The sequence below is a fragment of the Agrobacterium sp. CCNWLW32 genome, assembly GCF_037083425.1.
Classification (GTDB): Bacteria; Pseudomonadota; Alphaproteobacteria; order Rhizobiales; family Rhizobiaceae; genus Agrobacterium; species Agrobacterium radiobacter.
The window spans coordinates 1-17,508 of record NZ_JBAOJM010000023.1 but is presented as its reverse complement, the minus strand read 5'-3'; the positions used below and the strand labels follow the sequence as shown (position 1 = coordinate 17,508).

Annotated in this window: 20 protein-coding genes and 1 tRNA gene; 17 read left to right on the top strand and 4 right to left on the bottom strand. The window is 58.9% G+C overall.

From position 1 onward, the window contains the following. Nucleotides 1–29: 29 nt before the first annotated feature. From V6R85_RS25335 to V6R85_RS25325, 3 genes are all read right to left on the bottom strand, one after another. The gene (locus tag V6R85_RS25335) at nucleotides 30–290 is read right to left on the bottom strand and encodes a hypothetical protein (RefSeq protein ID WP_003502750.1); all 261 of its coding nucleotides are present in this window, start codon (nucleotides 288–290) and stop codon (nucleotides 30–32) included. A gap of 83 nt (nucleotides 291–373) precedes the next feature. After that, nucleotides 374–1,855, bottom strand: a complete 1,482-nt coding sequence (locus V6R85_RS25330) for a D-alanyl-D-alanine carboxypeptidase family protein (protein ID WP_080570138.1) — start codon at nucleotides 1,853–1,855, stop codon at nucleotides 374–376. 138 nt (nucleotides 1,856–1,993) lie between these two features. Next, entirely contained in the window at nucleotides 1,994–2,713 is a 720-nt protein-coding gene (locus V6R85_RS25325; protein WP_060725001.1) for a hypothetical protein, read from the bottom strand. 137 nt (nucleotides 2,714–2,850) lie between these two features. Between V6R85_RS25325 and V6R85_RS25320 the strand changes: the two genes are divergently transcribed. The 4 genes from V6R85_RS25320 to V6R85_RS25305 all read left to right on the top strand — a co-directional run bounded on the left by V6R85_RS25320 (nucleotide 2,851) and on the right by V6R85_RS25305 (nucleotide 4,029). After that, complete coding sequence (locus V6R85_RS25320) at nucleotides 2,851–3,114, top strand: hypothetical protein (RefSeq protein WP_003502742.1); 264 nt, start codon at nucleotides 2,851–2,853, stop codon at nucleotides 3,112–3,114. A 15-nt stretch (nucleotides 3,115–3,129) separates the two neighbouring features. Continuing rightward, entirely contained in the window at nucleotides 3,130–3,357 is a 228-nt protein-coding gene (locus tag V6R85_RS25315) for a hypothetical protein (RefSeq protein WP_111834360.1), read from the top strand. A gap of 341 nt (nucleotides 3,358–3,698) precedes the next feature. Continuing rightward, nucleotides 3,699–3,851: a hypothetical protein gene (locus tag V6R85_RS25310; protein ID WP_003502736.1), complete on the top strand. Its 153-nt coding sequence runs from the start codon at nucleotides 3,699–3,701 to the stop codon at nucleotides 3,849–3,851. Nucleotides 3,852–3,939: 88 nt separating this feature from the next. Continuing rightward, a tRNA-Ser gene (locus V6R85_RS25305) sits at nucleotides 3,940–4,029 on the top strand. Between the two features lie 131 nt (nucleotides 4,030–4,160). Here the strand turns inward: V6R85_RS25305 and V6R85_RS25300 are convergent. Further along, nucleotides 4,161–4,499: a hypothetical protein gene (locus V6R85_RS25300; protein ID WP_003502734.1), complete on the bottom strand. Its 339-nt coding sequence runs from the start codon at nucleotides 4,497–4,499 to the stop codon at nucleotides 4,161–4,163. A gap of 315 nt (nucleotides 4,500–4,814) precedes the next feature. On the opposite strand from V6R85_RS25300, the gene V6R85_RS25295 reads away from it, so the two are divergent. The 13 genes from V6R85_RS25295 (at nucleotide 4,815) to arsH (ending at nucleotide 17,281) form a co-directional block, all read left to right on the top strand. After that, nucleotides 4,815–5,903: a septal ring lytic transglycosylase RlpA family protein gene (locus tag V6R85_RS25295; RefSeq protein ID WP_003502732.1), complete on the top strand. Its 1,089-nt coding sequence runs from the start codon at nucleotides 4,815–4,817 to the stop codon at nucleotides 5,901–5,903. Between the two features lie 75 nt (nucleotides 5,904–5,978). Further along, complete coding sequence (locus V6R85_RS25290; protein ID WP_111834359.1) at nucleotides 5,979–7,151, top strand: D-alanyl-D-alanine carboxypeptidase family protein; 1,173 nt, start codon at nucleotides 5,979–5,981, stop codon at nucleotides 7,149–7,151. A gap of 135 nt (nucleotides 7,152–7,286) precedes the next feature. After that, on the top strand, nucleotides 7,287–7,961 hold the full coding sequence (gene tmk, locus V6R85_RS25285; RefSeq protein WP_080866134.1) for a dTMP kinase: 675 nt from the start codon (nucleotides 7,287–7,289) through the stop codon (nucleotides 7,959–7,961). Then, nucleotides 7,954–8,979 (top strand): DNA polymerase III subunit delta', encoded by a 1,026-nt coding sequence (locus V6R85_RS25280; protein WP_111793320.1) that lies wholly within the window; start codon nucleotides 7,954–7,956, stop codon nucleotides 8,977–8,979. Before tmk ends, V6R85_RS25280 begins: the two co-directional genes overlap by 8 nt. Nucleotides 8,980–9,091: 112 nt before the next feature. Further along, complete coding sequence (gene metG, locus V6R85_RS25275) at nucleotides 9,092–10,642, top strand: methionine--tRNA ligase (protein WP_111834358.1); 1,551 nt, start codon at nucleotides 9,092–9,094, stop codon at nucleotides 10,640–10,642. An 11-nt stretch (nucleotides 10,643–10,653) separates the two neighbouring features. After that, complete coding sequence (locus tag V6R85_RS25270; RefSeq protein WP_099086116.1) at nucleotides 10,654–11,436, top strand: TatD family hydrolase; 783 nt, start codon at nucleotides 10,654–10,656, stop codon at nucleotides 11,434–11,436. A 2-nt stretch (nucleotides 11,437–11,438) separates the two neighbouring features. Then, entirely contained in the window at nucleotides 11,439–12,263 is an 825-nt protein-coding gene (locus V6R85_RS25265; protein ID WP_060726205.1) for an MBL fold metallo-hydrolase, read from the top strand. A 21-nt stretch (nucleotides 12,264–12,284) separates the two neighbouring features. Next, nucleotides 12,285–14,066 (top strand): chloride channel protein, encoded by a 1,782-nt coding sequence (locus V6R85_RS25260; protein WP_111834357.1) that lies wholly within the window; start codon nucleotides 12,285–12,287, stop codon nucleotides 14,064–14,066. Between the two features lie 109 nt (nucleotides 14,067–14,175). Next, nucleotides 14,176–14,538, top strand: coding sequence for an ArsR/SmtB family transcription factor (locus tag V6R85_RS25255; RefSeq protein ID WP_035212424.1), 363 nt, complete (start codon nucleotides 14,176–14,178; stop codon nucleotides 14,536–14,538). 29 nt (nucleotides 14,539–14,567) lie between these two features. After that, a complete protein-coding gene (locus tag V6R85_RS25250; protein ID WP_060726204.1) occupies nucleotides 14,568–15,095 on the top strand; it encodes an arsenate reductase ArsC in 528 nt (175 codons plus the stop codon). After that, entirely contained in the window at nucleotides 15,095–16,153 is a 1,059-nt protein-coding gene (gene arsB / locus V6R85_RS25245) for an ACR3 family arsenite efflux transporter (protein ID WP_111834356.1), read from the top strand. The genes V6R85_RS25250 and arsB overlap by 1 nt, the downstream gene beginning before the upstream one ends. 2 nt (nucleotides 16,154–16,155) lie before the next feature. Then, nucleotides 16,156–16,578 carry an arsenate reductase (glutaredoxin) gene (gene arsC / locus V6R85_RS25240; RefSeq protein WP_111817287.1) on the top strand — a complete coding sequence of 141 codons (423 nt, stop codon included), beginning with the start codon at nucleotides 16,156–16,158 and terminating at the stop codon, nucleotides 16,576–16,578. Continuing rightward, nucleotides 16,556–17,281, top strand: coding sequence for an arsenical resistance protein ArsH (gene arsH / locus V6R85_RS25235; protein WP_162690821.1), 726 nt, complete (start codon nucleotides 16,556–16,558; stop codon nucleotides 17,279–17,281). Before arsC ends, arsH begins: the two co-directional genes overlap by 23 nt. Nucleotides 17,282–17,508: the final 227 nt, after the last annotated feature.

The window sequence follows — 17,508 nt, the reverse complement described above, 5'->3', positions numbered from 1 at the left end:
TCTTTTGTCGTATCAGCTACGTTTGATTTTCAGCGAATCCGAATATGGACCGGAGCGCGACCCGAACGGCTCGCGACATGAAGGTGGATGTTTGCTTCCGGCTGATTGGAGCGCCAGGCGCGGGCGCCATGCGACAGAAGCAGCGCCACGAGATCGCGTGTTTTTGCCTTGGAACGGTTGAGACCGAGATCGGCGATACGCATTGCCGCCTCGTGAATGGGATGCAGAACCGACAGGCTGCCATGCCCATTGCCAGACGCAATGTCCGAATAATTCTCGTTGACTGCCATCTTGGAAAGCCTCGCTACTCATTACACAATTCGAGGAGACAGGCGATGTTTCGACAATGAAGCACCGCCTGCGGAAACATCAGTTACTGGAGTGACGCCCAGCAGCTGACGCCTTTCTTTTTCAGTACATTACATGCATTCACCGCAGCGTTCTGGCCATCAAAGCCGCCGAAACGGGCGCGGTAGATCTGGGAGCCGTCCTTGCTGAAGGCGACCGTGAAGGGTTTTGCGGAGCGCAATGCCGCGCCGCCTTTTTCCTGCGCGTTCTGCAACAGGCCGCGGGCGGAATTTTCGTCCGGTGATGCGCCGATCTGGATTACCCAGCCGCCTTGCGGAGCCTCGGATCGAGCCGAAACAGAAGGGGCGGAGGCGACAGACGCCGTGGTAATATTGTCCACCTTGGTTGAGTTGGTGATCAACTTGCGGTCCGGTGCAGCGGGTGCCTGAGCAATCGGATCCTTGCCCTTCTGCCAGGTGGCGGCTTCCATGGCCTTGACGGCTGCATTGGAAGAGGAGCCCGCAAAGGCGGTGACCGGCGCTTCCTCGTAACGGGTTTGCGGAACGGGACCTGCATGCGGAAGACCGGAATCGGTCGCTGCGACGGCCACGGAAGGCACAGCTGCAGCCACGGCAACGGGTTCTTCGACCGGAGCAGAACGCGTCTGCGCGATCAGGTTGCTGTTGCCGCCGCGCGATGCCTGCGGCAGGTAAGTAGCAACAAGCTTGCGCATGGTCGCGTCACGGGCAGCACTCGAACGGCCGCCGAGAACGACAGCGACGATCGAGCGACCGTCGATCTGCGCCGACGTGGCAAGGTTGCTGCCGGCTGCGCGGGTGTAGCCCGTCTTGATGCCATCCACGCCCTTCACGGTTCCGACGAGGCGGTTATGGTTGCCGATAACCTGCTTGCCGAAGTTGAAGGTGCGGGTGGAGAAATAGCCGTAATATTGCGGAAAATGCTGGCGAAGGGCGACGCCGAGGCGGGCCTGGTCGCGTGCCGTCGTCATCTGCGCCGTGTTGGGCAGGCCGTTGGCGTTGCGATAGGTCGTGCGGGTCATGCCGAGTGCACGGGCTTTGGCGGTCATCATTCTGGCAAAGCGGTCTTCCGAGCCGCCGATATATTCGCCGAGCGCGGTTGCCATGTCATTTGCAGAACGGGTGACGAGCGCAAGGATAGCCTGTTCCACGGTGATGCTGCCGCCGGCGCGCACGCCGAGCTTGGATGGCGGCTCCTTGGCGGCATTGGCGGAAACCGGCACCTTGGAATCAAGCGAGATGCGTCCGGTATTGAGTGCTTCGAACGTCAGGTAAAGCGTCATCATCTTCGTCAGCGAGGCTGGATAACGCAGGCCGTCAGGATCCTCACCATAGAGGACCTTGCCGGTCTTGGCGTCGATGACGATACCCGCATATTTCGGGTCGGCCTTTGCGGTCTGAACGGATGTTGCGGTTATGAACGCCGCAGCAAGGGTTAACGCAATAAACCTCACGAAAGACGTTGCACCCGCTTTGCGCGAATGTGCTCCAGATAGACTTTTCAACACTGCTGAACTCTTCAATCGCATATTTATGTTCCGCTCGGACACGCCCCGCCCGATGCTCCGAGACGAAACTTTATCGGGATGGCGTTACCAAGTGGTTTATGAAAGGTGTCTGCCTTCCATAAAATGCGACTTTTCGCACACAATCTGTGCCGTGCCGTGTCACGGATTTCCGTCTTTTACGAGGCGTCGCTCGATATAGTTTTTCACATCCGCATCCAGCTTTTGCCATTGTGGCAGCAGGGCGGAGGAGAAACGGTAGAACAGGCTGAGATCCTGTCCTGTGTGAATATCCCTCTGGCAATCGCTGCCAGTGGCCTCCTGCGGCGGTTGCGGCAGGAGGCAGCGCACCACATAGGCGTTGCCGCCATCACGCTCGCCCGTCAATATGACTTCCTTGCCGTAGCCGGAATCGGCGCGCAGACGGTGCAGCACGAGGCCGTGCTTCAGCGGCACCGTCTCTCCCTCTGTCAGGCGTGAATAGATCGGCGCGAAGCGACCGGACATATCCTCCGACATGGTGCTTTGCGAAAGCTGGATGAAAATCAACCCCGCAGCCTGCGTCGGATCATCGAAAACAGAGCGATTCGCATCCTCATAGCCCCTGAGGTCCGGCCAGCTTAGATAAAGATCGACGCGTTCGCGTTCTCCGCTGAGGCGCTCGGAAGGCGCTCGTAGGGTGTTTTTCGCAAGCTTCAGCCGGTCGTTGCCGATGACGATCTCCACGTCCTCGGTGGCCGTCGTATGGCCCGCCTGGAGAATCCGCTCGCCGTACCATTTGATGCCGACATTGAGCGCGCCGAGAAAGATGAGAAGAATTCCGGCGATGAGGGCGGTCCGGAGCATGACTGACGATGAAAGCAGGGGTTTCTGGTCTTTCATGGACTTCCATATTCGGTTGGCCGCCGGATGATTTTCCGGGACGGGAAATAGCCGTGCAAAGCTTTAACCTGAGGCGATCGGCATTGAAATGATGTTTTGCCGCTGCTACCTGATAACCACCAAGCAAAGGACGGCATATGGCAGCGCGCGACAGATATTCCCGGAAGCTCGAATGTTCCAAATGTGGTCATCAGGGTTTTGCCGAAGCGTCGGAATCGGATGACAAGAGCCGCCGGGACGTCGATTTTCGCATCGATGAAATGCCTAGGGGATTTCGCGCTGAGCGCGTCTCGGGCGATCCGACGGATTTCATGATCCGCTGCGCCCAGTGCGGCAATATATTCCGTTTCCTGCAGAAAACCGCCTATGCGCCGGGAGGCGAGCCGCGCGTGAAGGCCTGAACGGGAGGTGCCCGCATGACTTTACCGCAACAACCTGATGGAGCGCCGCAAAGGCGCAAACCGATCTGGCCGTGGATTCTGCTTCTGGTGCTCACACTCTGCGCCATCTATTCCTATAATCGCGCCAATGAAATCATCGCGGAATTGTCAGACACCTTGCCGCCCGCTCTGCTGAACCTGTTCGAGGATATTCTTCGCGGCGACGGCCGGCAGGGCAATGGCGGGCCGGGTATCGGCGTCTGAAGCGAGGACGTCTGGCGCGTAGCCGGCCCCTCGGGCGTGCTTCAGCTTCTGTGATCGCAAATAAAAAAAAGCCCCGCAAATAGGCGGGGCAGGTTGATCGCTCGGGGAAAGTTGGGCAATGCCCGGGAGCGATGGCTTGATATAAGTGACAAGAGTGCTGACGCGATAGGCCACTTCCGACCCAAACAGTACGCTCGCGCATAAATTTTGTTCAATCAGCAGATTTTCAAAAGATGAGCTCGGTAAATCTGTAAGACAACTTGACAGACTTTCCCCTTATTCTTTGCATTGCCTCGAATTGCACATATTCGCCTTTAACATAACGTGACATGAGCAGACGCATGGATAAATCCGGAATTTTCTTCGTGGCGCTTTTGCTAGTGCTGATCGCAATTGTTTTGAGCCTGACGCTGTTCGATTCGGCCCAGCAGGTGCCGTCGATACCTTCAGGCGACGGATCCCTGCTGCCGCCGGCAACGACCCCGGGGCAATGATCTGCCAACCATAAAGAGAAGGACGACGCCGCTCGCCCGGGCGGGATTGACGGCCTTTTTCAAACCGCTATAAAGCCTCACCACCGATGGATGGGTGTCCGAGTGGTTTAAGGAACCGGTCTTGAAAACCGGCGTGCGTGAGAGCGTACCGTGGGTTCGAATCCCACCCCATCTGCCATTCAGTCCGAAAATGATTCTAAAAGAGCAGCGACGAAGGATGCTTCGATCGCGTTGCTTTGCTTTGGAATGGCTGGAGATCGGCGTGAATGGGAAACCCGCCTTTCGGCGGGTTCCGAGCGGCTAATTTGATCAGATTTCCGGACAACCCCGTTCATTCGCGAAGGTGATGCGATCCGGTCCCCGGCGCGTGAAGCCTTCAACGACGACACGACCCGGCGTGACGCGTACGACCTCGGGATCGCGTAAACCTGCCTCACGGGCAGCGGCACGGGCTTCGCGTTCGCTGCAACCGCGCATGCGGGGCGGGCCACGGCGGTCCATATCCCGGTCACGATCTCGGATGACGGGGCGAACGCCGTCAGGGCCGATTCTGAGCTCCATGTCCTGTGCACCTGCAGGGATTGGTGCGGCGAAGGATACGAGGGCGATGCCAATCGCCAGACCTGTGGTTTTCATAAACTTGATCATGTTTCCTCCCTCAGCCGAAACCGGCGGAAGCTCGTTGTTTGCGGGGAGAAAACGCGGTCGTCGTCCGTTTGTTCCTTGAGGATGCGGTCGGGAAGGGAGGCCGAGGTGGGTAGATTGGGCCCGACAGGCGGGCTTAAAAGATAGAAATCATTAACCACGTTCGTTACAATTTTATCGAATTTGCAGAAGTCGTTCGCATTTTCGCCACGTTATGCACAAGATTAAGCGACTGTTAGGTGCTTCGATGGCAGGGGCAATTATCGAGGCAAGTGAGGGTGCGGTTCTCCGAGCCAATAGCAGCGTGGGGCAGACGATTTGAATTCTTCGGTCAAGAAACTCGGCATCAACGCCAGGTCGGGCGTGAAGTGGCTCGCAATTTCCGTGCTTTGCGCTGCGACTGCATCGTGTTCCACGACGTCCGAGACCAAGCCTAAACCCAAGCGCAGCAAGGAATATTTTTCCGAATCCGAATATGGCGTCAAAGCCAGCCCGCGTGTGGCCGATGGCAAAAGCATTCCCAAGGGCGGCGGGCGCGAGCTGGTCGGCAATGCCTATACCGTCAAGGGCCGCCGTTATTTCCCGAAGGAAGAGCCGGGTTACAACAAGACCGGTCTTGCTTCCTGGTACGGTTCCGCCTTTCATGGTCGCCTGACCGCCAATGGCGAAGTCTACGACAAAGAACATCTTTCTGCCGCACATCCGACATTTCCCCTGCCGAGCTACGCGCGCATCACCAACATGGAGAATGGCGCTTCGGTTCTCGTGCGCGTCAACGATCGCGGACCGTTCCATGAAGGCCGCCTGATCGACGTTTCCAGCAAGACGGCCGATCTTCTGGACATGAAGGCCACTGGAACGGCGAATGTGCGGGTGCAATATGCCGGCCGCGCACCGCTTGACGGTCACGACATGCCCTATCTGATGGCATCTTACATTCCGAAGGGATCGCGTTCGCCGGGTGTAGCACCGGAAGGGCAGATCGCAACGGGCGTGATGGTGGCTTCGGCCTCTCCGAATTTCGTTCCCGCGCCCACCTCCAACCCGAATTATGGCGGCTCTACCCAGACGGCGCTCGTCGGTTCCAAGAAGAATGCGGCGCTTCAGGCCATGCCGCTGGTCAATGGCCCGGCGCCGGTTTTCGAACAATTCTCGATCCTGCCGGAAATCGGCCCTATCCTGGCCGAGCGTCCGGAAGGCAATTTCATGCGTGAGCCGGCTGCCCCCGGCGGCAATTATCTGCGCGTGCCGACGCCGTCTTCCAAATTTGCCGCGGCCTATTCCGAAGAATCTGCTACGGTTTCCAGGACCGCGAGCGCCTTTGACAGCGTGCTCGTCGATCGTGGCGCGCTCAATGAGCAATCGATACTCGCCCATGTGAAGCGTCAGCAGGCGAAGTCGCGCTGACGGATTGAAGGATACGGCCGGCCTCTCGCCTTTATCGCGGGCAGCCGGTTGCGGCAGGCAGGACTGGGCGGTTTCATGCGCAAGGCCATTCATCGCTCCTATTGTTCGGTCGTCACGGCGGCTGCGCTTGCGTTTTTCAGTGCAGGCCCGGCGCAATCACAGACAGCCCCCTTCATCGCCAAGGCCGAACAGGCCTATATGATCGATGCCGAAACGGGAACGGTGCTTCTTTCGCAGAATGAGAATCAGCCTTTTCCACCTGCATCGCTCGCCAAGCTGATGACGGTGGAGGTGGTGCTGGATGCGCTGTCCAAGGGGCAGGTGACGCCTGAGACCGCTTATCCAGTGTCGGAATATGCCTGGCGCACGGGCGGTGCGCCGTCGCGCACCTCGACCATGTTCGCGGCGTTGAAATCCTCCGTCAGCATCAATGATCTCTTGACCGGCATCATCGTCCAGAACGCCAATGATGGCTGCATTGTCATCGCCGAAGGCATGACGGGCTCGGACGCCGCCTTTGCCAAGCGCATGACGGCGCGGGCGGGTGAACTTGGCATGAGCCGCAGCACCTTTACTAATTCCACGGGGCTTCCCGATCCCGACAACCAGACGACGGCCAGGGACATGGTGCGCCTTGCCCAGCATCTGCATGACACCTATCCCGACCGTTACGGGCTTTTCACCAAGCCGGATTTCGAATGGAACCGGATTTTCCAGCGCAATAAAAACACGCTGTTGATGCCGGGCAGCGGTATCGATGGTCTCGGGCTTGGTTTTGCCGAAGGCAGCGGTTTTGCCGCCGTCGTCTCGGCCGAGAGGGAAGGCCGCCGGGTCTATTTGGCGCTTTCAGGCATCGTGGACGACAAGACGCGGCAGGAAGAAGCCCGCCGGGTGGTGGACTGGGGCCTGACGGCCTTTGAGAAACGCCATCTTTTCAGCAAGGACGAGGCTGTCGGGTCGGTCAGCGTCTATGGCGGCGATGTCGCGCATATCGATCTTTCGCCGAAGGAAGATGTCAGCGTGCTGGTGCCGGTCAATAATCCGGAGCGTATTTCCGGACGAATCGTCTATCGCTGGCCGCTGAATGCACCTTTGGACGTTGGCGCAAATGCCGGAACGCTCAGGATTTTTTCGGGTGAGCGCCTGTTGCGGGAGGTTCCGCTTTATACGAAGGCGGCGGTCGGCAAGGGATCGCTTACCCAGAATGCAACGGGTGCGCTGAAGGAACTGCTGCTGTTCTGGCTCTGAAAGCCTGCTCCACGCACCGCCTTGTTCCTATGCTTTTGTTCAGGCACCGGTTTTTCTGAAAAGCGCTTCACACATTTCGGTTCGATGCTGTAAACAGGCATTTCGAATTCCAGAAAACCCGTGCAGGACGTGACATTGGCCGAAAAGACCGGATTGTTCATCAGCTTCGAAGGCGGCGAAGGCGCCGGCAAGTCGACGCAGATTCGCACCCTTGCCGAGGCGCTTCGCGGCCGTGGTTTCGAGGTGGTCGTGACGCGCGAGCCGGGTGGCTCGCCGGGTGCGGAGGCTGTCCGGCATGTGATCCTGTCGGGTGCGGCCGAATCCTTCGGCGTGCGCATGGAAGCAATCCTGTTTGCGGCTGCCCGCAACGACCATGTCGAAGAGGTCATTCGCCCGGCGCTCGCGCGCGGCGAGATCGTCCTCTGCGACCGGTTTCTCGATTCTTCTCGCGTTTATCAGGGCACGACCGGCAATCTGGAGCCGGACTTCATCGAAACCCTGCAACGCATCGCGATTGACGGCGTCGTGCCCGAACTGACACTGATTTTCGATATCGCCGCCGAAAAGGGGCTCGCCCGCGCCAGAAAGCGTGCGGATGAGGGCGCTGCGCCTGATCGGTTCGAGAAAGAGGAAATCGAAACCCACGAGAAGCGGCGGGAAGCCTATCTGGATATTGCGCTCGCCGAACCGCGTCGCTGCCGGATCGTCAATGCCGACCAACCGGAAGGAAAGGTGGCGGAGGATGTCCTGTCCTTCGTCGAGCCTTTGCTTGAACAGCTGGGAACAGCAGCGGGCGCGGCGCATGAGTGAGGTTCAGGGCGTTCTCGACGGCGCGATTGCACCGCAGCAGAACACGAAGCTTTTTGGCCATGAAGAGGCGGAAGCGTTTCTCACGCAATCCTATCGTTCCGGCAAGGGCCATCATGCCATTCTGATCGAGGGGCCGGAGGGGATCGGCAAGGCGACGCTTGCCTTCCGTTTTGCCAATCATGTGCTCAGCCATCCCGATCCGTCGCTGGCGCCGGATTTTCTCGCTGATCCTGATCCGCAATCGCTGGTCAGCCGGCAGATCACCGCCGGGGCCTCGCATAATCTCCTGCATCTCACCCGTCCGGTGGACGAAAAGACCGGCCGCGTGAAATCAGCCATCACCGTGGACGAGGTGCGGCGGGCAGGGCACTTCTTTTCGCAGACCTCGGGCACCGGCAACTGGCGCATCGTCATCATCGATCCCGCCGACGATCTCAACCGCAATGCCGCGAATGCGATCCTCAAAATACTGGAGGAGCCGCCAAAGCGGGCGATGTTCCTCGTCCTGTCGCACGCGCCGGGAAAATTGCTGCCGACCATCCGCTCGCGCTGCATGCCGCTCCGGCTCCTGCCGCTTTCCGACGCGGCCATGGTGCAATCGCTCGATCATCTCGGCATCAGCCCATCGGGTGAAAAACGCGACGCCCTGCTTGCCGCCTCCAAGGGCAGCGTCGCGCAGGCGCTCAAGCTGCTGAATTACGGCGGCTCGGACATCGTCGAGGCCTTTGCCGAGGTCATGGGAGCCGAAGGGCCGGGCGCGCGCAAGCAGATGCACAAGCTTGCCGAGATTCTCGCGCAGAAGGACGGAGACATCGTCCTCGGCTTCTTCATGGAGCATGTGACGGAAGAGCTGATGGAGCGCGCACGGGCAGCGGCGGTGGCAGGCGATATCGCGGCGGCGGAAAAGCATGCGCGGCTTTCCTCGGCGCTTTCGGAACGCATTACCGTGGCGCAGGCCTATAATCTCGACAAGAAGCAGATGGTGCTCTCCATTCTGGAAGATATCCGTTCGGTTTAGGTGCCGGGATCAGGAATCATACCCGAAATGGGGAAGTTGTTGTTTCGCTGCTGCGCACAATGGTTTAAGAGCGGTCTATCCAAAAAACAGCCTGTAAAGTCGATAGACCGTCATGACAGACAAGACACCATTCTACATCACCACCGCGATCTCCTATCCTAACGGCAAGCCGCATATCGGCCATGCCTATGAGTTGATTGCGACGGACGCCATGGCACGCTTTCAGCGCCTGGATGGAATGGATGTTTTCTTCCTGACCGGCACCGACGAACACGGCCAGAAGATGCAGCAGACAGCGCGGGCGGAAGGTATTTCGCCGGAAGAGCTGGCGCAGCGCAATTCCGATCAGTTCCGCGAGATGGGCAAGCTGCTCAACGCCTCGAACGATGATTTCATCCGTACCACGGAAGAGCGTCACCACGAGACCTCGCGCAATATCTGGAACCTGATGGCCGATAGCGGCGATATCTACAAGGACAGCTATGCCGGCTGGTATTCCGTGCGCGACGAGGCCTATTACGGCGAGGACGAGACGGAAGTGCGCGCGGACGGCGTTCGTTACGGGCCGCAGGGCACGCCGGTCGAGTGGGTGGAAGAGGAAAGCTACTTCTTCAAGCTCTCCGAATATCAGGACAAGCTGCTGAAGCTTTACGAGGAAAACCCTGAATTCATCGGTCCGTCGGAACGACGCAACGAAATCATCTCCTTCGTGAAATCCGGCCTCAAGGACCTGTCGATTTCCCGCACCACCTTCGACTGGGGCATCAAGGTTCCGAACGACCCGAAGCACGTCATGTATGTCTGGGTCGATGCGCTGACCAACTACATCACCGCCACCGGTTACATCGAAGACAAGAACGGTCCGCGCGCCAAATATTGGCCTGCCGACGTGCATATCATCGGCAAGGACATCATCCGCTTCCACGCGGTCTACTGGCCAGCCTTCCTGATGAGCGCCAAGTTGCCGCTGCCCAAGCGGGTCTATGCCCATGGCTTCCTGCTCAACAAGGGCGAGAAGATGTCGAAGTCGCTCGGCAATGTCGTCGATCCGGCCAATCTGGTGAACCATTTCGGTCTCGATCAGGTCCGTTATTTCTTCCTGCGCGAAGTCTCCTTCGGCCAGGACGGCAGCTATAGCGAAGAGGGTATCGCCACCCGCATCAATGCCGATCTCGCCAATGGCATCGGCAATCTCGCCAGCCGTTCGCTGTCGATGATCGTCAAGAATTGCGACGGCCAGATACCGACACCCGGTGAGTTCACCGATGAAGACAAAGCGATGCTCGCCTCCGCCGACGGGTTGCTGGCGATTTGCCGTGAGGAGATGGGCAAGCAGCTCATCCACCGCGCGCTTGCGGCCATTATCGCCGTCGTCTCGGAAACCGACCGTTATTTCGCGTCGCAAGAGCCTTGGGCGCTGAAGAAGACCGATCCCGAGCGCATGGGAACCGTGCTTTACGTGACGGCGGAAGTGGTGCGCCAGATCGGCATTCTCTTGCAGCCCTTCATGCCGGAATCCTGCGAAAAGCTGCTTGATCTCGTTGCGGCTCCCGCCGACAAGCGTGATTTCGCTGCATTGGGCGAAGCCGGCCGTCTGGTTCCGGGCACGCCGCTCGAAGCGCCGAAGCCGGTTTTCCCGCGTTACGTCGCGCCGGAAGCGTGAAGGCGACAACCATGCTGATCGATACCCATTGCCATCTGGATTTTCCCGATTTCGAGGCTGAGCGCGACGATATCATCGCCCGCGCCCATGCTTCGGGTGTCAGCCAGATGGTGACGATCTCGACCCGGGTGCGCCGGCTGCCCGAACTTTTGAAGATCACGGAAAAATATCCGTCGGTCTTCTGCTCGGTCGGCACGCATCCCAACAGCGCGGCCGAGGAACTGGATATCTCTGCTGATGATCTGGTGCGGCTGGCGGAGAGCCACGACAAGATTGTGGCGATCGGCGAGGCGGGTCTGGATTATTTCTACGACACGCAGAAGCCGGAAGACCAGAAGACCGGCCTCATCCGCCATATCGAGGCGGCAAGGAGAACGAAGCTGCCGCTCGTCATTCACAGCCGCAGTGCCGATGACGACATGGCCTCTATTTTGCGCGCCGAGAGCGAAAAGGGAGCATTCCCCTTCATTCTGCACTGCTTCTCCGCTGGTCCTGAGCTGGCGAAAACCGGTGTCGAACTCGGCGGTTATGTTTCCTTCTCCGGCATTCTGACCTTCCCGAAATCGCAGGATATCCGCGACATCGCCGCCACCGTGCCGCTGGACCGTCTGCTGGTGGAGACGGACGCGCCTTATCTTGCGCCGAAGCGCTGGCGCGGCAAACGCAACGAACCTTCCTACGTGGTCAACACCGCGGAGGTTCTGGCCGAGGTACATGGCGTTTCCTATGAGCGCATGGCCGAAATCACCACCGAAAACGCCTTCCGCTGCTTTTCGAAGATGACAAGGGTGTAGGCGTGGCAATCTACCGTCGCCGCTTCACGGTTCTCGGATGCGCGTCGTCGCCCGGCGTGCCGCGCATCAACGGCGACTGGGGTGCCTGCGACCCTGACAACCCCAGGAACAGGCGCACGCGCACCGCCTTCATGGTGGAGCAGATCGGCCCGGATGGCGGCAGGACAACTGTCGTCATCGATACCGGCCCGGATTTTCGTGAGCAGATGATCGCGGCGAAGGTGGAGGCGGTCGATGCGGTGCTTTACACCCACGCCCATGCCGACCATCTGCACGGCATCGACGATCTGCGCATCTATTTCGCCATTCAGCAAAACCGCATTCCGATCTATGCCGATCCCGTCACCATGGCGCGCATATGGGACGGTTTCGCCTATTGCCTGGAGACGCCGCCGGGCAGCAGCTATCCGCCCATCGTCGAACCCCGGATCATCGCGGATATCGACGCGCCTGTTATCATCGACGGGGCAGGCGGGCCGATACCTTTTGGCGTGCATATGCAGCAACATGGTGATGTGCATTCGCTGGGATTCCGCATTGGTGACGTTGCCTATTGTACCGATGTCAGCGATTTTCCGGCCGAGAGCCTGCCGAAGCTTGCGGGTCTCGATGTCCTCGTCATCGACGCGCTGCAGCACCGTTACCACCCCAGCCATCTTTCGCTGGAGCAGGCGCTCGGCTGGATCGAGAAATTCGCACCCAGACGGGCGATCTTGACCCACATGCATATTCCGCTCGATTATGACACGGTGATGCGTGAAACGCCTGATAATGTTGAACCGGCTTATGATCAGATGCGTTTCGAGATCGAGATCGAAGCAGCCTGACGCCGCCTGAAAAGGAACAGCATGTCGACCAAGCCTTTCCGTGCACCCAGTATGGCGAGCTTCTTCGACAATCTGCGCGCCAGCCGGTTGCGGGCCATGTTCCGCCGCGGCGAACTGGGGCTGGTGAGCCTCGCCGTTTTCATCGGCATCGCCGCGGGTCTCCTGGTGGCGCTGATCGGCGCTCTTAGCACGGCGCTGCATGTGCTGGTCTTCGGCGTCGAGCGGCTGAGTAGCAGCGATCTTTCCGGGCGGATCGTCCTCGCTGGCCCGATAATCGGCGGCATCGTGCTTGGCCTGATCATCTTCATTCTATCGAAGACCCGCAAGAAACCCATGGTCGACCCGATCGAGGCGAATGCGCTGCATGGCGGTCGCCTGTCGCTGACGGACAGTATCATTGTCTGCGTGCAGAATATCGTCTCCAACGGTTTCGGCGCCTCCGTCGGGCTCGAGGCCGGTTACACCCAGATCGCCAGCGGCGTTGCCTCGAAGATCGGCATCAAGCTGAAACTGAGGCGAGGGGACATGCGCATCCTCGTCGGCTGCGGCGCCGCAGGGGCGATTGCAGCAGCGTTCAATGCGCCTCTGACCGGGGCGTTCTACGCCATTGAACTCATCATAGGCACTTATACCGTCGTAACGCTTGCGCCGCTCATCGTTTCGGCGCTGGTGGCGACGACCGTTATCGGTGTTATCGGCGGCCATGGCCTCTCCATCGATATTGTCGATGCCAGCCGCGTGACGCCGGCGGATTATGTGCCTGCCATCTTTCTCGGCGTCGTGTGCGCGGCCATCGGCATCACGCTGATGCAGGCGGTGTCCTTCATCGAGGAGACGGCCCGCAAAAGCGCCATTCCCGGCTGGCTACGCCCTGCAATTGGCGGCGTGGCGGTGGGTGGGCTTGCGCTGATTTCACCGCAGGTGCTGTCGAGCGGCCACGGCGCGCTGCATCTCAATATCGACGCAGAACTGACGATATACGGGCTGGCCGGACTGTTCCTGCTGAAGGCGGCGGCCAGCGCCATTTCCATCGGTTCGAATTTCCGCGGCGGCCTGTTTTTCGCCTCGCTGTTCATGGGATCGCTGCTCGGCAAGATTTTCGCGCTTTGTGCCCCCTATATCGGTTATGGTTCGACAGCACCCATCGTTTATGCCGTGATCGGCATGAGCGCCTTTGCCGCCGCCATCATCGGTGGCCCGCTGACCATGACGTTTCTGGCGCTGGAACTGACCGGTGACTTCCAGATCACGGCTCTGGTGCTTGCCGCCGTCATCACCACCTCGCTCGTGGTACGCACCACGTTCGGTTACTCTTTCGCCACCTGGCGTTTTCACCTGCGTGGCGAGAGCATTCGCAGCGCCCACGATATCGGCTGGATCCGCGACCTGACGGTCGGCAAGATGATGCGCGCCGATATCCGCAAGGCCAATGTCAGCATGGGGCTTCCGGCCTTCAGGGAGAAGTTCCCGCTCGGTTCAACGCAACGGGTAATCATGACCCATGATGACGGGCGTTATGCTGGCGTCGTCCTTGTCCCGGAAATCTATGCCGACCCGATGGATCGCGACCCCAGCAAGATCAGCCTCGAAACCTATCTGCACTACAAGAACGACGTGCTGCTGCCGACCATGAATGCCCGTCAGGCGGCGGCGGCCTTCGATGCGGCGGAGAGCGAGGCGCTGGTGGTCGTCAATGACAAGATCGAAAATCGGCCGGTGGGCCTGCTCACGGAAAGCCATACATTGAGACGTTATAGCGAAGAGCTGGATCTTAGGCGTCGCGAGGCATCCGGTGAATTATAATATACATTAGGAAATTTATTTAAATTATTGATAATATTAATTTTTGCATTCATTTCTGCTGTCTCGTTTGTTTTCTTGACAATCCTTTTGTATCCGTTATTCTGGATATATGGATAATTTAACCGCAATAACAGCGCTTGGCGCTTTGGCTCAATCCACCCGTCTGGAGACATTCCGGATACTCGTGCGGCACGAGCCGGACGGCGTTCCCGCCGGTGAACTTGCGCGCCTTATCGATGTTCCCCAGAACACGATGTCGGCGCATCTCGCCACGCTTTCGCGGGCGGGTCTGGTCAAGAGCGAGCGGCAAAGCCGGTCTATCATCTATCGCGCCGATCTAGACGGGTTGCGCCTGTTGACCCTGTTTCTGCTGAAGGATTGCTGCGGTGGTTCGACCGAACTTTGTGCACCGCTGATTGCCGAACTGACACCCTGCTGCAGCCCGGAGGCGACACCATCGCCGGGCCTGTAAGACCACCGATCTAACCACGGACCGAAACCATGACCGACAAGATTTATAACGTGCTCTTTCTGTGCACGGGCAATTCCGCTCGTTCCATTCTTGCCGAATCCATTCTCGCGAGGGAAGGTGAGGGGAGGTTCAACGCCTATTCGGCCGGCAGCCAGCCGAAGGGGGAGGTGAACCCTCACGCCCTGAAGGAACTGGCGGTGCTGGGTTATCCTGCTGCTGGTTTCACCTCGAAAAGCTGGGATGTTTTTGCCGGGCCCGATGCTCCCCAGATGGATTTCATCTTCACGGTCTGCGACAGCGCCGCAGGTGAAGCCTGTCCCGTCTGGATCGGTCATCCGATGACGGCCCATTGGGGTATAGAGGACCCCGCCGCCGTGGTCGGCTCTGAGGCCGAGGTTCAACGCGCCTTTGCGCAGGCTGCCCGTTTCCTCAAGAACAGGATCGCGGCTTTCGTCAGCCTGCCCCTGCAATCGATCGATCGAATGGCGCTGGAAACCAGGCTCCGGCAGATCGGCGCTTTGGAAGGAACCACCAATCGTGAAGGAAAATCGGCCTGATGTCCGTCTTCGAACGTTATCTGACCGTCTGGGTGTTCCTGTGCATCGTTGTCGGTGTCGCGCTCGGCCATTGGATGCCCGGCGTCTTTCAGCTCATCGCTGCTGCCGAGATCGCCAGGGTGAATATCCCGGTTGCGGTCCTGATCTGGCTGATGATCATCCCGATGCTGCTCAGAATCGATTTCCGCTCCCTCTCGCAGGTCGGCACATTCTGGCGCGGCATTGGCGTGACGTTGTTCATCAACTGGGCCGTCAAGCCGTTCTCGATGGCGCTGCTCGGCTGGTTTTTCATCGGCTGGCTATTCCGTCCTTATCTTCCGGCTGGTGAGATCGACTCCTATATTGCCGGGCTGATCATCCTTGCCGCTGCTCCATGCACCGCCATGGTCTTCGTCTGGAGCAACCTGACACGGGGTGAACCGCTGTTTACATTGTCGCAGGTCGCGCTCAACGATGCGATCATGGTCGTGGCCTTTGCTCCCATTGTCGGGCTGCTGCTAGGCCTTTCGGCCATCACCGTGCCCTGGGATACGCTCGTTCTCTCTGTCGCGCTCTATATTGTCGTTCCCGTCATCCTCGCGCAGCTGATCAGGCGGTGGCTCATGACTGACGGAACGTCACGAATGCTGGATCGCGTTCTTGCAAGGCTGCAGCCGTTTTCGCTGGTGGCTTTGCTTACGACGCTGGTTCTTCTCTTCGCCTTCCAGGGCGAGCAAATCATCGCCCAGCCAGCCGTCATCGGTCTGCTTGCCATCCCGATCCTCATCCAGGTCTATCTGAATTCGGGGCTTGCCTACCTCCTGAACCGGATGACGGGTGAGCGCCATTGCGTCGCCGGGCCTTCGGCCCTCATCGGCGCCAGCAATTTCTTCGAGCTGGCCGTCGCGGCCGCCATCAGCCTGTTCGGCTTTCAATCAGGCGCGGCACTCGCAACCGTTGTCGGTGTTCTCATCGAAGTCCCGGTCATGCTTTCGGTCGTCTGGATCGTGAACCGCTCGAAGGATTGGTATGAGGCTGCCCCCGCCGTTTCCCGAACGATAATGACTGAAAGGCAATGACCATGGATGCCACGATTTTTCACAATCCGTCCTGCGGAACGTCTCGCAACACGCTGGCGCTGATCCGCGCGGCAGGGATCGAGCCGACCGTGGTCGAATATCTGCGGGAACCGCCGACGCGCGAACGGCTCGCAAAAATGATAGCGGATGCGGGCCTGACGGTGCGCGAAGCCATGCGCGAGAAGGGGACACCCTATACCGAACTCGGTCTCGACAATCCTGATCTGACCGACGATCAGCTGCTTGATGCGATGATAGAAACACCGATCCTCATCAATCGCCCTTTCGTGGTGACACCGCTCGGCACCAGGCTCGCCCGTCCGTCGGAAGTCGTGCTGGATATTCTGCCCAAGACTTTCAACGGACCGTTCTTCAAGGAGGATGGTGAGCAGGTCCTCGACAATGAAGGAAAGCGCATTGCCTGAGACATTTCCCGCGTTGCAGGCGCAACACCTGCACAGCATTGACCCGGATGCACTGCGTCCGGCGTTTTCGACCCACAAGCCGCGCATCCTGATCCTTTACGGCTCGCTGCGCGAGGTTTCGTATAGCCGTCTGCTTGCATTCGAAGCCGGGCGGCTGCTCGAACGGCTCGGTTGTGAGGTTCGGATATTCGATCCGAAAGGCCTGCCTTTGCCCGATGAAGCGCCGGCCAGCCACCCGAAGGTGAAGGAGTTGCGTGAACTCTCCCAATGGTCGGAGGGACAGGTCTGGGTAAGTCCCGAACGCCACGGCGCGATGACCGGCATCATGAAGTCGCAGATCGACTGGATTCCTCTCGCGGTCGGATCGGTCCGGCCAACACAGGGCAAGACGCTCGCCGTCATGGAGGTTTCCGGCGGAAGCCAGTCCTTCAACGCGGTGAACCAGATGCGAATTCTCGGCAGATGGATGCGGATGATCACCATCCCAAACCAGTCCTCGGTGGCAAGGGCCTATCAGGAATTCGATGCTGAAGGCCGGATGAAGCCATCATCCTATTATGACCGGGTCGTGGATGTCTGCGAGGAACTGGTGAAATTCACGCTACTGACACGTGACGCTTCCAGCTATCTGACAGATCGCTACAGTGAACGCAAAGAGCAGGCAGAGGAGCTTGAAAAACGAGTCTCGCTAAAATCGATCTGATCGGTTGGCGCTGGTGGTGTTTCGTGCTTTTCAGATATGATCACATCGATCGCGCAGTGGCATCTGTAGCGAGCAACAACCGCACAAATCCAAAGCCACACCACCAAATAAGTTCCATAATATATGTTATGCGATTATTGTGTGTAGCCGGGTACATTCTATTTCCAAGTGCGACATGCCAGTGATTTCAATGGCTTCACTTTGGAGATTTTCGCATGTCCGGATGT

What these genes read in the sequence shown, in the direction of transcription:
- V6R85_RS25260 (WP_111834357.1), top strand. Translation starts at nt 12,285, where the DNA reads ATGTCGACCAAGCCTTTCCGTGCACCCAGTATGGCGAGCTTCTTCGAC.
- arsC (WP_111817287.1), top strand. Translation starts at nt 16,156, where the DNA reads ATGGATGCCACGATTTTTCACAATCCGTCCTGCGGAACGTCTCGCAAC.
- arsB (WP_111834356.1), top strand. Translation starts at nt 15,095, where the DNA reads ATGTCCGTCTTCGAACGTTATCTGACCGTCTGGGTGTTCCTGTGCATC.
- V6R85_RS25330 (WP_080570138.1), bottom strand. Translation starts at nt 1,855, where the DNA reads ATGCGATTGAAGAGTTCAGCAGTGTTGAAAAGTCTATCTGGAGCACAT.
- V6R85_RS25325 (WP_060725001.1), bottom strand. Translation starts at nt 2,713, where the DNA reads ATGAAAGACCAGAAACCCCTGCTTTCATCGTCAGTCATGCTCCGGACC.
- V6R85_RS25255 (WP_035212424.1), top strand. Translation starts at nt 14,176, where the DNA reads ATGGATAATTTAACCGCAATAACAGCGCTTGGCGCTTTGGCTCAATCC.
- V6R85_RS25315 (WP_111834360.1), top strand. Translation starts at nt 3,130, where the DNA reads ATGACTTTACCGCAACAACCTGATGGAGCGCCGCAAAGGCGCAAACCG.
- metG (WP_111834358.1), top strand. Translation starts at nt 9,092, where the DNA reads ATGACAGACAAGACACCATTCTACATCACCACCGCGATCTCCTATCCT.
- arsH (WP_162690821.1), top strand. Translation starts at nt 16,556, where the DNA reads ATGAAGGAAAGCGCATTGCCTGAGACATTTCCCGCGTTGCAGGCGCAA.
- V6R85_RS25270 (WP_099086116.1), top strand. Translation starts at nt 10,654, where the DNA reads ATGCTGATCGATACCCATTGCCATCTGGATTTTCCCGATTTCGAGGCT.
- V6R85_RS25335 (WP_003502750.1), bottom strand. Translation starts at nt 290, where the DNA reads ATGGCAGTCAACGAGAATTATTCGGACATTGCGTCTGGCAATGGGCAT.
- V6R85_RS25320 (WP_003502742.1), top strand. Translation starts at nt 2,851, where the DNA reads ATGGCAGCGCGCGACAGATATTCCCGGAAGCTCGAATGTTCCAAATGT.
- V6R85_RS25280 (WP_111793320.1), top strand. Translation starts at nt 7,954, where the DNA reads ATGAGTGAGGTTCAGGGCGTTCTCGACGGCGCGATTGCACCGCAGCAG.
- V6R85_RS25250 (WP_060726204.1), top strand. Translation starts at nt 14,568, where the DNA reads ATGACCGACAAGATTTATAACGTGCTCTTTCTGTGCACGGGCAATTCC.
- V6R85_RS25310 (WP_003502736.1), top strand. Translation starts at nt 3,699, where the DNA reads ATGGATAAATCCGGAATTTTCTTCGTGGCGCTTTTGCTAGTGCTGATC.
- V6R85_RS25290 (WP_111834359.1), top strand. Translation starts at nt 5,979, where the DNA reads ATGCGCAAGGCCATTCATCGCTCCTATTGTTCGGTCGTCACGGCGGCT.
- V6R85_RS25300 (WP_003502734.1), bottom strand. Translation starts at nt 4,499, where the DNA reads ATGATCAAGTTTATGAAAACCACAGGTCTGGCGATTGGCATCGCCCTC.